We start from the raw sequence: 13,630 nt of genomic DNA, 5'->3' as shown, positions 1-13,630 counted from the left end.
GAGTCCGGCTCTTGGGAGTGGGATGGCTCTCGTCGGGGTCAGCGGGGGAGTTGGTAGGTGTCGTTGTCGAGGACCTCGGCGAGGCCGTCGGTGATGAGGCCGTCCAGGGCGCGTTCGCGCTGCACCGCGTCGTCCCACACCGCGTCCAGCGCCGCCTTCGGCACCGGTCCGTGGGCGGCGCGCAGTACGGCGAGCAGTCGGCCCCTGCACTGACGGTCCGTGCCCGCGTACGTCTGCCCCTTCCGCTCCGGCCCGTCGTGTGGTGGTTTGCCAGCCAGGCGCCACGCGCACGACCCCGCGATCGGGCAGTCGGCGCAGCGCGGGCTGCGTGCCGTACAGACCAGGGCGCCGAGCTCCATCACGGCCACCCCCCACGTCGGCGCGCCCACGGCGGGCAGGAGGGCCTCGGCGAGACGGCGTTCCGCGGCTGAGGTGGCGGTCGGCGGGTATTCGACCGCGGTGACCGCCCTCGCGAACACCCGGCGCACGTTGGTGTCGAGCACCGCGTGGCGCCCGCCGTACGCGAAACTGGCCACCGCGGCGGCGGTGTACTCGCCGATGCCCGGCAGCCCGAGCAGCGTCGCGTGGTCCGACGGCACCTCGCCGCCGTGCTCCTCGGTGATCGCCTGGGCGCACGCGTGCAGCCTGAGGGCGCGCCGCGGGTAGCCCAGCCGTCCCCAGTGCCGTACGGCTTCGCCGGACGGTTCTGCGGCGAGGGCCTTGGGGGTTGGCCAGCGGGCCATCCACTCCTCCCAGACCGGGAGCACGCGGACGACAGGGGTCTGTTGCAGCATGATCTCGCTCACGAGCACGCCCCAGGGGGTCGCGTCAGGGCGACGCCAGGGGAGATCACGGGCATTGGCCGCGTACCAGTCCAGGATGGGGGTGCGCAGGAGGTTCGGCTCGACCACCCGCCCAGGGTACAACGGCGTGTCGTCACCCTCCGTCCCCATCCCATCACCATGCTGTGTGTATGGATCCGGATACGATGCGTGGCGATACCGGCGATGTCTACTGGCGCCGACGCATGAGCGTGTTGGTCGCGGTGCTGGTCGTGGTGGCTGTTGTGGCTTGGGCGTGCTCCAGCGGCGATAACGGACCGCAACAGTCGTCCAGTGCGCAGTCGGTGACGAGCGGTTCGCCTGCGGCGGATCCCCTTCTGGCGGGGCTACCCACCGTGATGCTCAGCGGCTCGGCGACGCCTTCATCCTCGCCCAAGCACGCCAAGCCGAAGGCGACTCCCTCGGCTTCGCCGTCGCCGTCGGTCAGGCCTCGGAAGGCTGGGCTGCCTTGTCATGAGGACGACCTGGTGCTGAACATGCAGGGGCGGCAGGAGATCTACGCCGACGGGGCCAAGCCGAACTTCATGCTGACTTTGGTGAACACGGGGCCGGTCATGTGTACGGCTGATGTGGGGCCTCGGGCTATGGAGGTACGGATCACGTCGGGTAGTGATCGCGTGTGGTCTACGGCTGATTGCATCAGTGGGGCTGGGACGCAGGTGGTGAAGATGGACCGGGGGATTCCTTGGGTGCGGTCGCTGGATTGGGACCGGCATCGGTCCAGTGACGACTGCCAGGCCAAGCGTCCTGGGGCGTTGCCTGGGACGTATGTGGCGGTGGTGCGTGCCTATGGCATGCGGAGTCCTAAGACGGTGTTTTTGCTGCGGTAGTTGGGGGCTTGGGCTCGGTGCATATTGCGCCGAGCTCCGCCGCACAACGTCCCGCCGACCCGGCGCTTTGAAGAACCCGCGCTGGAGGGCTCACGTTGGAGGACTGCGCCAACAGCCTCACGTCTCCGCCTTCACGTCCCCGGCCCAGCGTCCCCGGCCCAGCGTCACCGGCCCAGCGTCACCGGCCCCGCGCCAAGGGGCCCCACGCCAAGGCTCGCGCTGGGGGTGTTGGGGGGCTTGGGTTTGGTGCACGTTGCGCCGAGCTCCGCCGCACAGCGTCTCGCCGACCCGGCGCTTGAAAACCTTGCGCTGGAGGGGCGCAGCAACGCTCGCGCTGGGTGGTTTGGGTTTGGTGCATGTTGCGCCGAGCTCCGTCGCACAACGTCTCGCCGACCCGGCGCTTGAAATCCCCGCGATGGAGGAGGGGGCGAGCGGGGGATCAGGGGTTGTGAAGAGGTTTTGGGTTAGACGTAGCGTTCGAGGATTGAGGATTCGGCTAGGCGGGAGAGGCCCTCGCGGATGCTGCGGGCCCTGGATTCGCCGACGCCGCCCACGGCCTGGAGGTCGTCCACCCCCGCTGCCAAGAGCTTCTGCAGGCTGCCGAAATGGTCGACCAACCGGTCCACCACCGTCGCGGGCAGCCGGGGGACCTTGGCCAGCAATCGGAACCCCCGCGGGCTCACCGGGCTGTCCAGCGTCTCGTTGCCGCCGTGGCCCAGCACGTGGGACACCGCGGACAGGTCCAGGAGCTCCGAGGCCGACAGCTGGTGCAGGTCGTTCAGGGCGTCGGCGAAGCGGCGGTGGCGCCGACCAGCGGGAGCGGGCAGGTAGTCGCGGACGACCAGCTCGCGCTCGGAGTCCACGCCTGCCACCAGCTCGTCCAGCTGCAGGGACAGCAGTCGTCCGTCCGTGCCCAGTTCCACCACGTAACCGTTGATCTCATCGGAGATCCGCCTGACCATCTCCAGGCGCTGCGCCACGGCTGCCACGTCGCGGACCGTCACCAGGTCCTCGATCTCCAGCGCCGACAGCGTGCCGGACACCTCGTCGAGCCGGTGCTTGTAGCGTTCGAGCGTCGCCAGCGCCTGGTTGGCCTTGGAAAGGATCACGGCCGACTCTTCGAGCACGTACCGGATGCCGTCGAGGTAGAGCGCGATGATCCGCATCGACTTGCTGATCGCGATGATCGGGAACCCGGTCTGCAGCGCCACCCGCTGTGCGGTGCGGTGGCGGGTGCCTGACTCGTCGGTCGGGATCGCGGGGTCGGGCACCAGGTGCACCGCCGCTCGCACGATCTTGTGGTCGTCGCAGCGCAGCACGATGGCGCCGTCCATCTTCGCCAGCTCGCGCAGCCGCGTGGCGGAGAAGTCGACGTCGAGCTCGAACCCGCCGCTGCAGATCTCTTCGACGACGTTGTCGTACCCGAGGACGATGAGCCCGCCGGTGTGCCCGCGCAGGATGCGCTCAAGACCGTCGCGTAGTGGTGTGCCCGGGGCCACTGTGGCCAGAGCGTCGCGACGGCGGTCGTCAAGACTCCTGTCGTTTGCCACCTGACCCCCGTGTCGCTTGTCACCAAACAGCTTAGCCGTGCTATGTGACGTGAGTGAGTGCGTCCCACACGTTCTCGGCTTCGACCACTTCGAAGCCGGGTGCGAAGGCTACCGGCCCGACCGGGACCAGCGAACGCTGCTGCCCGTTGCGCGGCCGTACGCCGTCCTCCAGCGAGCCCTTGGGCACCAACGCCCTGGTGAAGCCCAGCCTGGAGGCTTCGGTGAGCCGCCGCCGCACGTCTCTGACCGGGCGCAGCTCGCCGGCGAGCCCCACCTCGCCGAGCGCGATGAGGTTGCCTGGCAGCGGCTTGTCGCCCGCCGCGCTGGCCACGGCGAGCAGGACGGCGAGGTCGACGGCCGGGTCGGCGAGCTTGATGCCGCCGACGGTGGCGGTGAAGACGTCGCAGCCGCCGAGCCTGGCGTTGAGCCTGCGTTCGAGCACCGCCAGGATCATCTGCACCCGGTAGCTGTCGAGCCCGGACGAGGTGCGCCTGGGCTGCTGCGCCTCGGTGCGCGCGACCAGCGCCTGGACCTCGGCGGGCAGCGGCCTGGTGCCCTCGACGGTCATGGTGACGCAGGTGCCGGGAACGGGCTCGCTGCGCCGGGAGACGAACAGCCCGCTGGGGTCGGTGATGCCCTCGATGCCGCGCTCGTGGAGGTCGAAGCAGCCGACCTCGTCGGTCGGGCCGAACCTGTTCTTGATCGCGCGCACCATGCGCAGCCGCGAGTGCCGGTCGCCCTCGAAGCTGAGCACGACGTCGACCAGGTGCTCCAGGGTGCGGGGACCGGCGATCGAGCCTTCCTTGGTGACGTGGCCGACGAGCACGGTGGCCATGTTGCGCTCCTTGGCCAGCCGTACGAGGTTGGCCGCCACCTCGCGCACCTGCGTGACGCCGCCGGGGACGCCGGTGGTCTGCGAGTTGCCGATGGTCTGCACGGAGTCGATGACGAGCAGCCTGGGCTGCACCCGGTCGACATGGGTGATGATCGCGGCCAGCTCGGTCTCGGCGGCGAGGAACAGGTTGTCCTGGATCGCGCCGATGCGGTCGGCGCGCAGCCGTACCTGGGCCGCCGACTCCTCGCCCGTGACGTAGAGGACGGTGTCGCGCTCGGCGATGCGGGCCGCCGCCTCCAGCAGCAGCGTGGACTTGCCGATGCCCGGCTCCCCGGCCAGCAGCAGGACCGCCCCGGACACCAGGCCGCCGCCCAGGACCCGGTCGAGCTCGCTCACCCCGGTCGTGCGCGCCGCGGCCACCTCGGCCTTGACCTGACCGATGGGTACGGCAGGCGCGGTGGTCGCGCCGCCCTGCACCACGTGGACGCCGCCGCGCGCGCCCTCCTCGTCGACCGTGCCCCAGGCCTGGCACTCGCCGCACCGCCCGACCCACTTGAGCGTGCGCCACCCGCAGTCGGTGCAGCGATAACTGGTCGCAGTCTTGGCCATGGTGAGGAGGCTACTGGGCGGTGCCGACATTCTGATCGCGGAAGACCTTGGTGGCGGGGTGGCGGTTCACCGTGTCGTCCGGCAGCTTGTAGCCGGGAACGACCGACATGTCGTGCGCCTCCTCGAAGGCGCGCACCTTCGTGGCGCCGGTGAGCGTGACCTCCAGCCCCTCCGCCGGCGGATTGAAGTAGGAGAAGCCGTTGTTCAGCTCACGTCCGGCGACGGTGACGGTGTCGGCGTCCGTCTCCAGGCCGACGATGGGCGCCTTGCCCGTGGGGATCAGCCGCAGCCGCACGGTCTTGCCGGACTGGTCGAGCACCTTCACCTCGGGCGCGGTCAGGGGCGCGACGGGCGCCGGCCGCCCGTCGTTCCAGACCGCCTTGCCTGTCCCAGCGTCGAGCGCGTAGGAGACCTCGGTCTGGCGCGGGTGCTCGCCGTCGAAGGTGTCCGTGACCAGCCCGGCCCCGGCCAGAACCACGGCGAGTACGGCGGCGCCGAGCGGGACCAGTGGCCGCCACCCGTCGAACAGCGGCAGCACCAGCAGCAGGAGCAGCGCGAGCAGCGCCCCCGCGATCACCCCGCCGATCTTCAGCCCCAGGTCCAGCGAGGTCATCGCCGCGCCACCGAGCATGATCGCCGCGGGCGCCATCCCCACGGTCAGCGCGGCGAACCGCCACCTGCCCGACGCCCGCAGCGACACCAGCCAGCCCAGGGAGGCGCCGAGCGCGGGCCAGGCCAGCGTGTGCGAGCCGAGCGGTGCGAGGACGGCCATCGCCACGCCCAGGACGGCGATCAGGAGTACGGCTCCCGCCGCCATGGCGACGCCGCCGACGAGACGGCTCAAGCCGTACCAGAGGGCGACGACCGCGACGGTCAGCGCGACCAGCGCCGCCTGGAACAACCACGGACGATAGGGATCGCCGGTGAACATCTGCGTGTACTCAGGACGGATCATCCCCAGCACCGGCCACAGCGACAGCGCCACCGCGACGCCCAGCACGAGGGGCAGCAGCGCCAGCGGCGCCGACAGGAGGGTCCTGGGCAGCGTCAGCAGCCCGCGCCTGCGCAGCACGACCACCAGCGCCACAGCCGCGGCGAGCGCGAGCAGGGCGATCGGCAGCTCCAGCCAAGCGGGATACCGCACGAAGAGCCCCGGGATGTTGAAATATACGGACTCGCTGGTGCCGAGCGCGCCGAGGTCCGCCTGACCCAGCGCCTCGGCCATGGCCAGGGTATTGCCCGCCATCTGCGCGAGGCTGCCGCGGTCGAGGTGCGCCGGGTCGTCGAGCGGCGTGTGGTAGTAGGCGCCGCCCCCGACGAACGCCGAGTCGATGCCCTTCCACCCGGCCTTCGCGAAGGTGAAGAAGTCGGTGTTGTTGGGCAGGACGCTCATGATCGCGGCGAACCCCGAGTCGGCCACAGGCTGGGGTACGGCCGAGCCGTACAGGCCCATCAGCCCACCGGCCCCTGGCGAGGTGCGGAACGCCATCGCGGTGCCGCGCACCCCGCGCGCCTCGTTGTTGAGCACCACGACCGTGCCCTTGGCCAGCGGGTCGTTCCTGACGAACGCGTCAGCGCCGAGCAGCCCCTGCTCCTCGCCGTCGGTGAGCAGGAAGACCACGTCGTTGCGCAACGTCCTGGGCAGCTTCTCCGCCGTCTCCAGCAGCGCCGCCACCCCCGCGCCGTCGTCTGAGGCGCCGGGACCGGCCGGCACCGAGTCGTAGTGCGCGGCGACGACGACGCGGCCCGTGGGGGCGGTGCCCGGCAGGACGGCGACGATGTTGCGCATCGTGCCCATGGGGATCATGCCGTCGTAGTCGAGCGGCAGCGCGCCGACGGCCTCCTGGACCCTGGTCTCCAGCCCCATCCCGCGCAGCTCGGCCACCAGGTGGTCGCGCACCCTGGTCTGCTCGGCGGAGCCGGTGGGGTGCGGGGCCTTGGCGATGGCCTCCACGTGGCGCGCCGCGTCCGTGGTGCCGCGGGGGGCCATGTCGACGACGGTGAGCGCCACGAGCAGGGCGAGTACGGCCAGCGACAGGAGTCTCATAGGGGCAAACCCTAGAAGCCCGGACATCCCGGAGAGATCATCCTTCAGGGGTAAACTTTGGATGTACCTACTTCACGGAACCGGCCGGGTACCGCCAGGTGTTGCACGCGCCGGTCTGGCGGGCCTTGAATCCGCGGTCCAACCAGGTCCGCTGGGTCATGAGCCTGCCGTGCGTGAGGTCCCATCCCTTGTCCTGGTACCAGCGCTCGCGATTCCAGCGATAGACGGGCCAGAGATGGCGTGAGTGGAAGAGCGAGTCGTAGAAGGCGCCGATCGCGATCCCGGCGAAGCAATCCGTCTGCAGCTCCGAGCGACGTGTGATCAGGTCGATCGCCTTGTGCTTGCTGGTCCTCTCGTACGCGCTGTCGGCCACACTCGTGTATCCCGACATTTCCTGAATATGGTGGCCATACTCGTGCGCGACGACGACGGCCATCTCCATGCGGTAATTCGCGTGGCGGGCGTACGGCGGGATCGGGATCACGAAGCGGCGGTCGTCGAGCGCGTTCGAATCGCCGCAGTAGGTGCCCGCCGCTCCCTTGGTCCACTTGTCCTTACAGAAGGACTTGGGCGCCTTCTTGGGGAACGACCGTCGTGGTGGGTCGAAGCGGAGCCTCGCCTCGGCGAACTCGCGCGCCCAGAACCGGTCCAGGCAGCCGCTGATCGTGGTGAGATACCGCTTCCAGGACGCATAGCTGCCTGTCCGTGGGGCGGCGGCGCGGCACTTCGTCTTCCCCGCCTTGCCCACCAGGTTGAGCGGGTTGTGGTCACGAGCCTCGTTGCCGGAGGGCCTGAGCCTGAGGATGGGCTTGACCGGCGTCGTCGGGGACGCCGAGGGCGCAGGGGTCGTGGGGGGTGCTGCCTTGGGGGTGGCTGGTGGGGGCGTCGCCGTGCAGCCTGCGAGCACCACGAACACCAGCACCCAGAGGGCCTTGGGGGACATAGCCGTGAATCATGACATATGTCCCTTTTGGGAAGTTAGTCGAGGCCGAGTTCCTTCAGGAGGAGGCGCTTGGGCTTGGCGCCGACGATCTGCTTGACCGGCTCGCCGTTCTCGAACAGCAGCAGCGTCGGGAGGCCCATGATGCCGTAACGCCGCATGATCTCCGGGTTCTCGTCGGTGTTCAGCTTGCCGATCGCCAGGCCCTCCTCCACCTCGATCTGCTCGAGGACCGGCGCGACCATGCGGCACGGGCCGCACCACTCCGCCCAGAAATCCACGAGGATCGGCTTGTCGCTCTTGAGCACCTGCTCGTCGAAGTTCTCCGTGGTCAGCGTGATCATGACAGTCTCCTCGTGCAGCTCGACGCCAGTTGCGCGGACACCTCTGCCCGCCTGGCCAACAATGAACGGATCTCCTCGTCGATCTCGGAGATCTTGCGCCGGTAGACGGCGACGGACTCCGAGCAGGAGCCGCCGGTGGGATGGCCGCCGCGCAGGCAGGCGACGAACGGCCGCGTGTCGTCCAGCGTGAAGCCGATCGCGATCAGCTCCCTGATCTGCTCGACGAGCTTCACGTCGGACTCGTCGTACTCGCGGTAGCCGTTGCTGCCGCGGCGCGCGCTGATCAGCCCGTGTTCCTCGTAATAGCGCAGGGAACGGGCGCTCACCCCCGCACGTCTGGCCAGCTCACCGATCCGCATGCCTTCAGGCTAAACGTTGACGCCGGTGTCAGGGTCAATAGGTGCGCCAGCGCAGGACGTTCGGATACTCCACCTCAAGTCCTGAAATTTCGGAGATTGCGGCGCGAGCGACCGCCGCGGTGAACTCGATCTTCATCACCGCCTCCAGATCGGCCCTCGACTGGAAGACCATGCGCAGGTCGAGGTCCTTGCGCTGCCAGCCCTGCGCCGACCAGAAGGACTCCACGCGGGCGGCCGAGTAGGTGGGCACCGTCCTGGCGAACCAGCGGCCGAAGGCGCCGCGCGTGGCGTCGAGGTCGACGACGAACGCCGTGCCGCCCCGCCGTACGACGCGGGAGAGCTCGCGCAGCCCCGGCTCGCAGCCCGGACCGAAGAAGTACGCCCAGCGCGCGATCGCCACGTCGACCGAGGAGTCGGGCAGCGGCAGGTCGTGGGCAGAAGCGACGTGCACGGTCGCCCGAGGCTCCCTGCGCCTGGCCAGCGCCGCCAGGTCGGCGTGCGGCTCGATGCCGATCACCCCCGCCGCGTCGTCGGCGTAGGAGGGGAGGTGGTAACCCGTGCCGCACCCGATGTCCAGGACCGTCGCCCCGCGGAAGGGGTGGATCGCCTGGAGAGTGGCGTTCACCACCCCGTCGGGGTCGACCGCGCGGTTCTCCAGTTCGTAGACCTGGGGGGTGTTCCAGATGTTCGGGCTCGGGATGGCCCCCTTCGCGATGCGTGGCACCCCTCAACCGTAGGGGGTCGCTTAGGCTGGCAGCGTGGCAGACGTCATCCGCGTGCCCAATGCGAAGATCGCATTGTCCACGGCTTCGGTATATCCGGAACGCACTCCCGACGCGTTCGAACTGGCCGCGCGCCTGGGCTACGACGGTGTCGAGATCATGGTGGGCGCCGATCCCGTGAGCCAGGACATCGACGTGATCGAGCGCCTCTCCGAGCACTACCAGGTGCCCGTCCTGGCCATCCACGCCCCCTGCCTGCTCGTCACGCAGCGGGTCTGGGGCCGCGACCCCTGGGCCAAGCTGGTCAGGGCGCAACAGGCGGCGGAGCGGCTCGGCGCGGAGACCGTCGTGGTCCATCCGCCGTTCCGCTGGCAGCGCGACTATGCGCGCGACTTCGAGACGGGCCTCGGCCGCATGCGCGACGAGACCGACGTGATCTTCGCGGTGGAGAACATGTTCCCGCTCAAGGCGCGCGGCAACGACGTCGTCCCCTACTCGCCCGACTGGAACCCGATCGACTACGCGTTCCCGCAGGTCACCCTCGACCTGTCGCACACGGCCGTGTCCGGCTCGGACGCGATGGAGATGGCCGTCAAGCTCGGCGACCGCCTCTCCCACCTGCACCTGGCCGACGGCCTGGGCGTCTCCAACAAGGACGAGCACCTGGTGCCCGGCCGTGGCAACCAGCCGTGCGCGCAGATACTCGAACGGCTGGCGCGCACCGGGTACGGCGGGCTGATCGTGCTGGAGATCAACACGCGCAAGGCGGCCAGCCGTACGGAACGCATCGACGATCTGGCTGAAGCGCTCGCCTTCGCCCGGTTGCACTTCGCGGCGCGCACATGAGCCTCACGGGGCCGTCGCGGGAGCTGGGCAGGATCTTCGACCAGGTCGCCGACGCCTACGACGCGGCCAGGCCCGGCTACCCCGACGAGTTGTTCCGCGCGGTGTCCGAGCTGTCGGGCGTCGAGCTGTCCGGCGCGACCGTGGTCGACGTGGGCGCGGGCACCGGCATCTCCAGCCGCGCCCTTCAGGCGCGCGGCGCCCGCGTGGTCTCGGTCGATCCCGGCGCCGAGATGCTGGCGAAGCTCGTGTCCCGCGCCGCGGGCAGCACGGCTCTCCGGGCGGACGGCAACGTGCTCCCGCTCAAGGACGGCGTGGCCGACCTGGTCACCTACGCCCAGTCGTGGCACTGGCTCGACCCCATGGACTCGATCGCCGAGGCGCGAAGGGTCCTGCGCCCGTCGGGCGCGGTGGCCGCGTGGTGGAACTCCCACGACACCACCCGCGCCGACTGGCTGGCCGCCTTCGAGGTACGGCTGGCGGAGGACTGCCCCGGCTACTGGGGCCCGGCGCACCCGGAGTGGCGGGTCGCGCAGATCGCGGCCGTGCTCGACTCCGAGGAGCTCTGGGTGCCCTGGACCAGGCTCGTGGGGATCGAGGACTTCCTGCTCGACCTGCGCTCCCACTCCTACATGGCCGCGCTGCCGCCTGAGGTGGCGGACGCCGTGGTGGACCGGCAGCGCCGCGCGCTCAAACGGGTCTTCCCCCAGGGGGTGCTGAGCGTGCCCATGCGCGTCTACCTGGCGGTGGGCCGATGACGGCCAGGCGTCCAGGGCGCAGGCCCGGCTCGGCGGACACGCGCGGGGAGATCCTCGTCGCGGCGCGCAAGGAGTTCGCCGAGAAGGGCTTCGACAAGGCGACCGTGCGCGGCATCGCGCGGCAGGCCTCGGTCGACCCGGCGCTCGTGCACCACTACTTCGACACGAAGGTCGGCATGTTCGTCGAGGCGATGCGCCTGCCGATCAACCCGGAGACGTTCCTGCCCACGATCCTCGAAGGGCCGCGCGAGGAGATCGGCCGGCGGCTGGTCAGGATGATCCTGACGCTCTTCGCCGAGGACGCCTCGCGCCAGTCCGCGCTCGGCCTCATCCGCAGCGTGATGACGAACGAGGAGAGCGTCGGGGTCTTCCGCGAGTTCATGACCAACGTGCTTCTCTACCGGGTCGCCGACGAGCTCGGCGTGCCCAGGATCCGCACGGAGCTGGCCTTCGCGCAGATGTTCGGCGTGATCGTCGGGCGGCACATCCTGCGCCTTGAGCCACTGGCGTCTGCCGAGGTGGACGAGCTGGTGGAGCTGCTCGCGCCGACGATTCAGCGCTACCTCACGGGTTAGAGCATTGTTCTAGAGGGGAAGTTGACCATAAGGTGACCACGGTCGCGTGTCGCCCGAATGTTACTCATCGGTAGGATTCCGGGGAGACCTGGCCGTCAACGTGGATGACCGGCGATCGTACGCTGGCAGCCAACGCCGTCTGTGGGAGGACCCGTGCTCTGGGTAGCCGTCATCGGGCTCGTCATGACCGTCGCGGCTGTGGCCGTGGCCGGTCGCCGGGTGCTGTTCCTTTTCAAGCTCGCCACCTCGGGCCCACCGGCCCCTGAGCGGATCGAGTACGCCAAGGAGCACGCGGGCGCCGAGATCAAGGCGCAGATCGTCGAGGTGTTCGGGCAGAAGAAGCTGCTCAAGTGGACACCGTCCGGCATCGCGCACTTCTTCGTCATGTGGGCGTTCTTCATCCTGCTGACCGTCTACATCGAGGCCTACGGCTCGATCATCCAGGGCGCGATCACCGGCAGGCCCAACTTCCACATCCCGCTCATCGGCCAGTGGGCGGTGCTCGGCTTCCTGCAGGACTTCATCGCGGTCGCCTGCCTCCTCGGCCTGATCGTCTTCGCGGCCATCCGGATCAAGAACTCGCCCAAGACCGAGGGGCGCAAGTCCCGGTTCTTCGGCTCCCACCTGGGCGGCGCGTGGCTCGTCCTGTTCATGATCTTCAACATCATCTGGACGCTGTTCCTGGCCCGCGGGGTCGCCTCGGCCAACGGCAACCTTCCCTACACGAACGGCGCCTTCGTCTCGATCGCGCTCGGCAAGATCCTCCCGGCCAGCTCGCTGCTGGAGGAGATCGCGCTGCTCCTGCACATCGGCTTCATGCTGGTGTTCCTGGTCATCGTGGTGAACTCCAAGCACCTGCACATCTTCACCGCGCCGCTGAACGTGCTCTTCTCCCGCCGCCCCGACGGCCTGGGCGGCGCGCCCGAGATGCGGGTGAACGGCAAGCCGGTCGACTTCGAGGACGAGGACCTCGACCCGGAGAAGCTCGGCCGCGGGAAGATCGGCGACACGACCTGGAAGGGCTTCCTCGACTTCTACTCCTGCACCGAGTGCGGCCGATGCCAGTCGCAGTGCCCGGCGTGGAACACCGACAAGCCGCTGTCGCCGAAGATGCTCATCCTGGCCCAGCGCGACCACGCCTTCAAGGTCGCGCCGTACCTCCTGCCGGGAGCCGACACGAGCCACGCGGACACCGACGTGCTGGCGCTCCTGGAGAAGCCGCTCGTCGGCGAGGACGGCGTCATCCACCCGGACGTCCTGTGGTCCTGCACCAACTGCGGTGCCTGCGTCGAGCAGTGCCCGGTGGACATCGAGCACATCGACCACATCCTCGACATGCGCCGCTACCAGGTGATGGTGGAGTCGTCGTTCCCGTCGGAGGCGGGCGTGATGATCAAGAACCTGGAGAACAAGGCCAACCCGTGGGGCGTGTCGGAGATGAAGCGCGCCGACTGGATCGAGGAGCTCGACTTCGAGGTCGAGATCGTCGACGAGAAGATGCCCGAGGACACCGAGTACCTGTTCTGGGTCGGCTGCGCCGGAGCCCTTGAGGACCGGGCCAAGAAGACCACCAAGGCCGTCGCCGAGCTGCTGCACATCGCGGGCGTCAAGTTCGCTGTGCTCGGCCCAGGCGAGGCGTGCACCGGTGACCCGGCCAGGCGCCTGGGCATGGAGTTCATCTTCAACATGCTCGCCCAGCAGAACATCGAGACGCTGAACGAGGCGGGCGTCAAGAAGATCGTCGCGACCTGCCCGCACTGCTTCAACACCCTGGCCAACGAGTATCCGCAGCTCGGCGGCAACTACGAGGTCGTGCACCACACGCAGCTGCTGTCCAAGCTCGTCGACGAGGGCCTGCTCACCCCGGTCACCCCGATCGAGGAGAAGATCACCTACCACGACCCGTGCTTCCTCGGCCGCCACAACAAGGTCTACTCCCAGCCCCGCGACATCATGTCCAAGGTGCCCGGCGTCCAGACCCAGGAGATGCACCGTCACAAGGACCGCGGCTTCTGCTGCGGCGCCGGTGGCGCGCGCATGTGGATGGAGGAGCGCATCGGTAAGCGCATCAACACCGAGCGGGTCGACGAGGCGCTGACCACCGACCCGGACACCGTCTCCACGGCCTGCCCGTTCTGCTTGGTGATGCTCGGTGACGCCATCAACGAGAAGAAGAACAACGGCGAGGCGAAGGAGACCCTGGAGGTCGTGGACGTCGCCCAGCTGCTGATCAAGTCGGTCAAGGGCGCACCTTCCTGACACCGTAAGTCGGAAGTCCTCCACGGGTCTTGTGGAGGACTTCTGCACGTCAGGCAACGGTCAGGTGACTTGGGGGCGCTGAAATCTCCCATCCACATAACGGGAAAATCACGGTAA

At 69.1% G+C, this 13,630-nt stretch carries 13 protein-coding genes; 5 read left to right on the top strand and 8 right to left on the bottom strand.

Annotation, left to right across the window (positions count from 1 at the left end):
• Nucleotides 1-38: 38 nt before the first annotated feature.
• Entirely contained in the window at nt 39-953 is a 915-nt protein-coding gene (locus ACIBG8_RS43730; protein ID WP_397349170.1) for an A/G-specific adenine glycosylase, read from the bottom strand.
• Between the two features lie 20 nt (nt 954-973).
• On the opposite strand from ACIBG8_RS43730, the gene ACIBG8_RS43725 reads away from it, so the two are divergent.
• Nucleotides 974-1,672, top strand: coding sequence for a hypothetical protein (locus ACIBG8_RS43725; RefSeq protein WP_397349169.1), 699 nt, complete (start codon nt 974-976; stop codon nt 1,670-1,672).
• Between the two features lie 464 nt (nt 1,673-2,136).
• Here ACIBG8_RS43725 and disA read toward each other — a convergent pair whose 3' ends face one another.
• The 7 genes from disA to ACIBG8_RS43690 all read right to left on the bottom strand — a co-directional run bounded on the left by disA (nt 2,137) and on the right by ACIBG8_RS43690 (nt 9,080).
• Nucleotides 2,137-3,222 carry a DNA integrity scanning diadenylate cyclase DisA gene (gene disA, locus ACIBG8_RS43720; RefSeq protein WP_397349168.1) on the bottom strand — a complete coding sequence of 362 codons (1,086 nt, stop codon included), beginning with the start codon at nt 3,220-3,222 and terminating at the stop codon, nt 2,137-2,139.
• 40 nt (nt 3,223-3,262) lie between these two features.
• Nucleotides 3,263-4,666 carry a DNA repair protein RadA gene (gene radA / locus ACIBG8_RS43715; protein WP_397349167.1) on the bottom strand — a complete coding sequence of 468 codons (1,404 nt, stop codon included), beginning with the start codon at nt 4,664-4,666 and terminating at the stop codon, nt 3,263-3,265.
• A gap of 10 nt (nt 4,667-4,676) precedes the next feature.
• Nucleotides 4,677-6,713, bottom strand: coding sequence for a M20/M25/M40 family metallo-hydrolase (locus ACIBG8_RS43710; RefSeq protein WP_397349166.1), 2,037 nt, complete (start codon nt 6,711-6,713; stop codon nt 4,677-4,679).
• Between the two features lie 67 nt (nt 6,714-6,780).
• A complete protein-coding gene (locus tag ACIBG8_RS43705) occupies nt 6,781-7,656 on the bottom strand; it encodes a neutral zinc metallopeptidase (protein WP_397349165.1) in 876 nt (291 codons plus the stop codon).
• A 35-nt stretch (nt 7,657-7,691) separates the two neighbouring features.
• Nucleotides 7,692-7,997 (bottom strand): thioredoxin, encoded by a 306-nt coding sequence (gene trxA / locus ACIBG8_RS43700; RefSeq protein ID WP_397349164.1) that lies wholly within the window; start codon nt 7,995-7,997, stop codon nt 7,692-7,694.
• On the bottom strand, nt 7,994-8,356 hold the full coding sequence (locus ACIBG8_RS43695) for a MerR family transcriptional regulator (RefSeq protein ID WP_397349163.1): 363 nt from the start codon (nt 8,354-8,356) through the stop codon (nt 7,994-7,996). Before ACIBG8_RS43695 ends, trxA begins: the two co-directional genes overlap by 4 nt.
• A 34-nt stretch (nt 8,357-8,390) precedes the next feature.
• Nucleotides 8,391-9,080 carry a class I SAM-dependent methyltransferase gene (locus tag ACIBG8_RS43690; protein ID WP_397349162.1) on the bottom strand — a complete coding sequence of 230 codons (690 nt, stop codon included), beginning with the start codon at nt 9,078-9,080 and terminating at the stop codon, nt 8,391-8,393.
• Between the two features lie 34 nt (nt 9,081-9,114).
• On the opposite strand from ACIBG8_RS43690, the gene ACIBG8_RS43685 reads away from it, so the two are divergent.
• From ACIBG8_RS43685 to ACIBG8_RS43670, 4 genes are all read left to right on the top strand, one after another.
• Nucleotides 9,115-9,924, top strand: a complete 810-nt coding sequence (locus tag ACIBG8_RS43685) for a sugar phosphate isomerase/epimerase family protein (protein WP_397349161.1) — start codon at nt 9,115-9,117, stop codon at nt 9,922-9,924.
• Entirely contained in the window at nt 9,921-10,679 is a 759-nt protein-coding gene (locus ACIBG8_RS43680; protein ID WP_397349160.1) for a class I SAM-dependent methyltransferase, read from the top strand. The genes ACIBG8_RS43685 and ACIBG8_RS43680 overlap by 4 nt, the downstream gene beginning before the upstream one ends.
• Nucleotides 10,676-11,254 (top strand): TetR family transcriptional regulator, encoded by a 579-nt coding sequence (locus ACIBG8_RS43675; protein ID WP_397349159.1) that lies wholly within the window; start codon nt 10,676-10,678, stop codon nt 11,252-11,254. The genes ACIBG8_RS43680 and ACIBG8_RS43675 overlap by 4 nt, the downstream gene beginning before the upstream one ends.
• Before the next feature lie 153 nt (nt 11,255-11,407).
• Nucleotides 11,408-13,513: a (Fe-S)-binding protein gene (locus ACIBG8_RS43670; protein WP_397349158.1), complete on the top strand. Its 2,106-nt coding sequence runs from the start codon at nt 11,408-11,410 to the stop codon at nt 13,511-13,513.
• The last annotated feature ends 117 nt before the right edge of the window (nt 13,514-13,630 follow it).

The organism is Nonomuraea sp. NPDC050556, assembly GCF_044457355.1.
Classification (GTDB): Bacteria; Actinomycetota; Actinomycetes; order Streptosporangiales; family Streptosporangiaceae; genus Nonomuraea.
Note: the sequence above shows the minus strand (reverse complement) of the source record. Positions and strands in the feature narration are given on the sequence as shown.

Excerpts from the sequence above, each read along its gene's own strand:
- ACIBG8_RS43730 (WP_397349170.1), bottom strand. The coding sequence starts at position 953 with ATGGGGACGGAGGGTGACGACACGCCGTTGTACCCTGGGCGGGTGGTC.
- ACIBG8_RS43725 (WP_397349169.1), top strand. The coding sequence starts at position 974 with ATGGATCCGGATACGATGCGTGGCGATACCGGCGATGTCTACTGGCGC.
- radA (WP_397349167.1), bottom strand. The coding sequence starts at position 4,666 with ATGGCCAAGACTGCGACCAGTTATCGCTGCACCGACTGCGGGTGGCGC.
- ACIBG8_RS43710 (WP_397349166.1), bottom strand. The coding sequence starts at position 6,713 with ATGAGACTCCTGTCGCTGGCCGTACTCGCCCTGCTCGTGGCGCTCACC.
- ACIBG8_RS43705 (WP_397349165.1), bottom strand. The coding sequence starts at position 7,656 with ATGTCCCCCAAGGCCCTCTGGGTGCTGGTGTTCGTGGTGCTCGCAGGC.
- trxA (WP_397349164.1), bottom strand. The coding sequence starts at position 7,997 with ATGATCACGCTGACCACGGAGAACTTCGACGAGCAGGTGCTCAAGAGC.
- ACIBG8_RS43695 (WP_397349163.1), bottom strand. The coding sequence starts at position 8,356 with ATGCGGATCGGTGAGCTGGCCAGACGTGCGGGGGTGAGCGCCCGTTCC.
- ACIBG8_RS43680 (WP_397349160.1), top strand. The coding sequence starts at position 9,921 with ATGAGCCTCACGGGGCCGTCGCGGGAGCTGGGCAGGATCTTCGACCAG.
- ACIBG8_RS43675 (WP_397349159.1), top strand. The coding sequence starts at position 10,676 with ATGACGGCCAGGCGTCCAGGGCGCAGGCCCGGCTCGGCGGACACGCGC.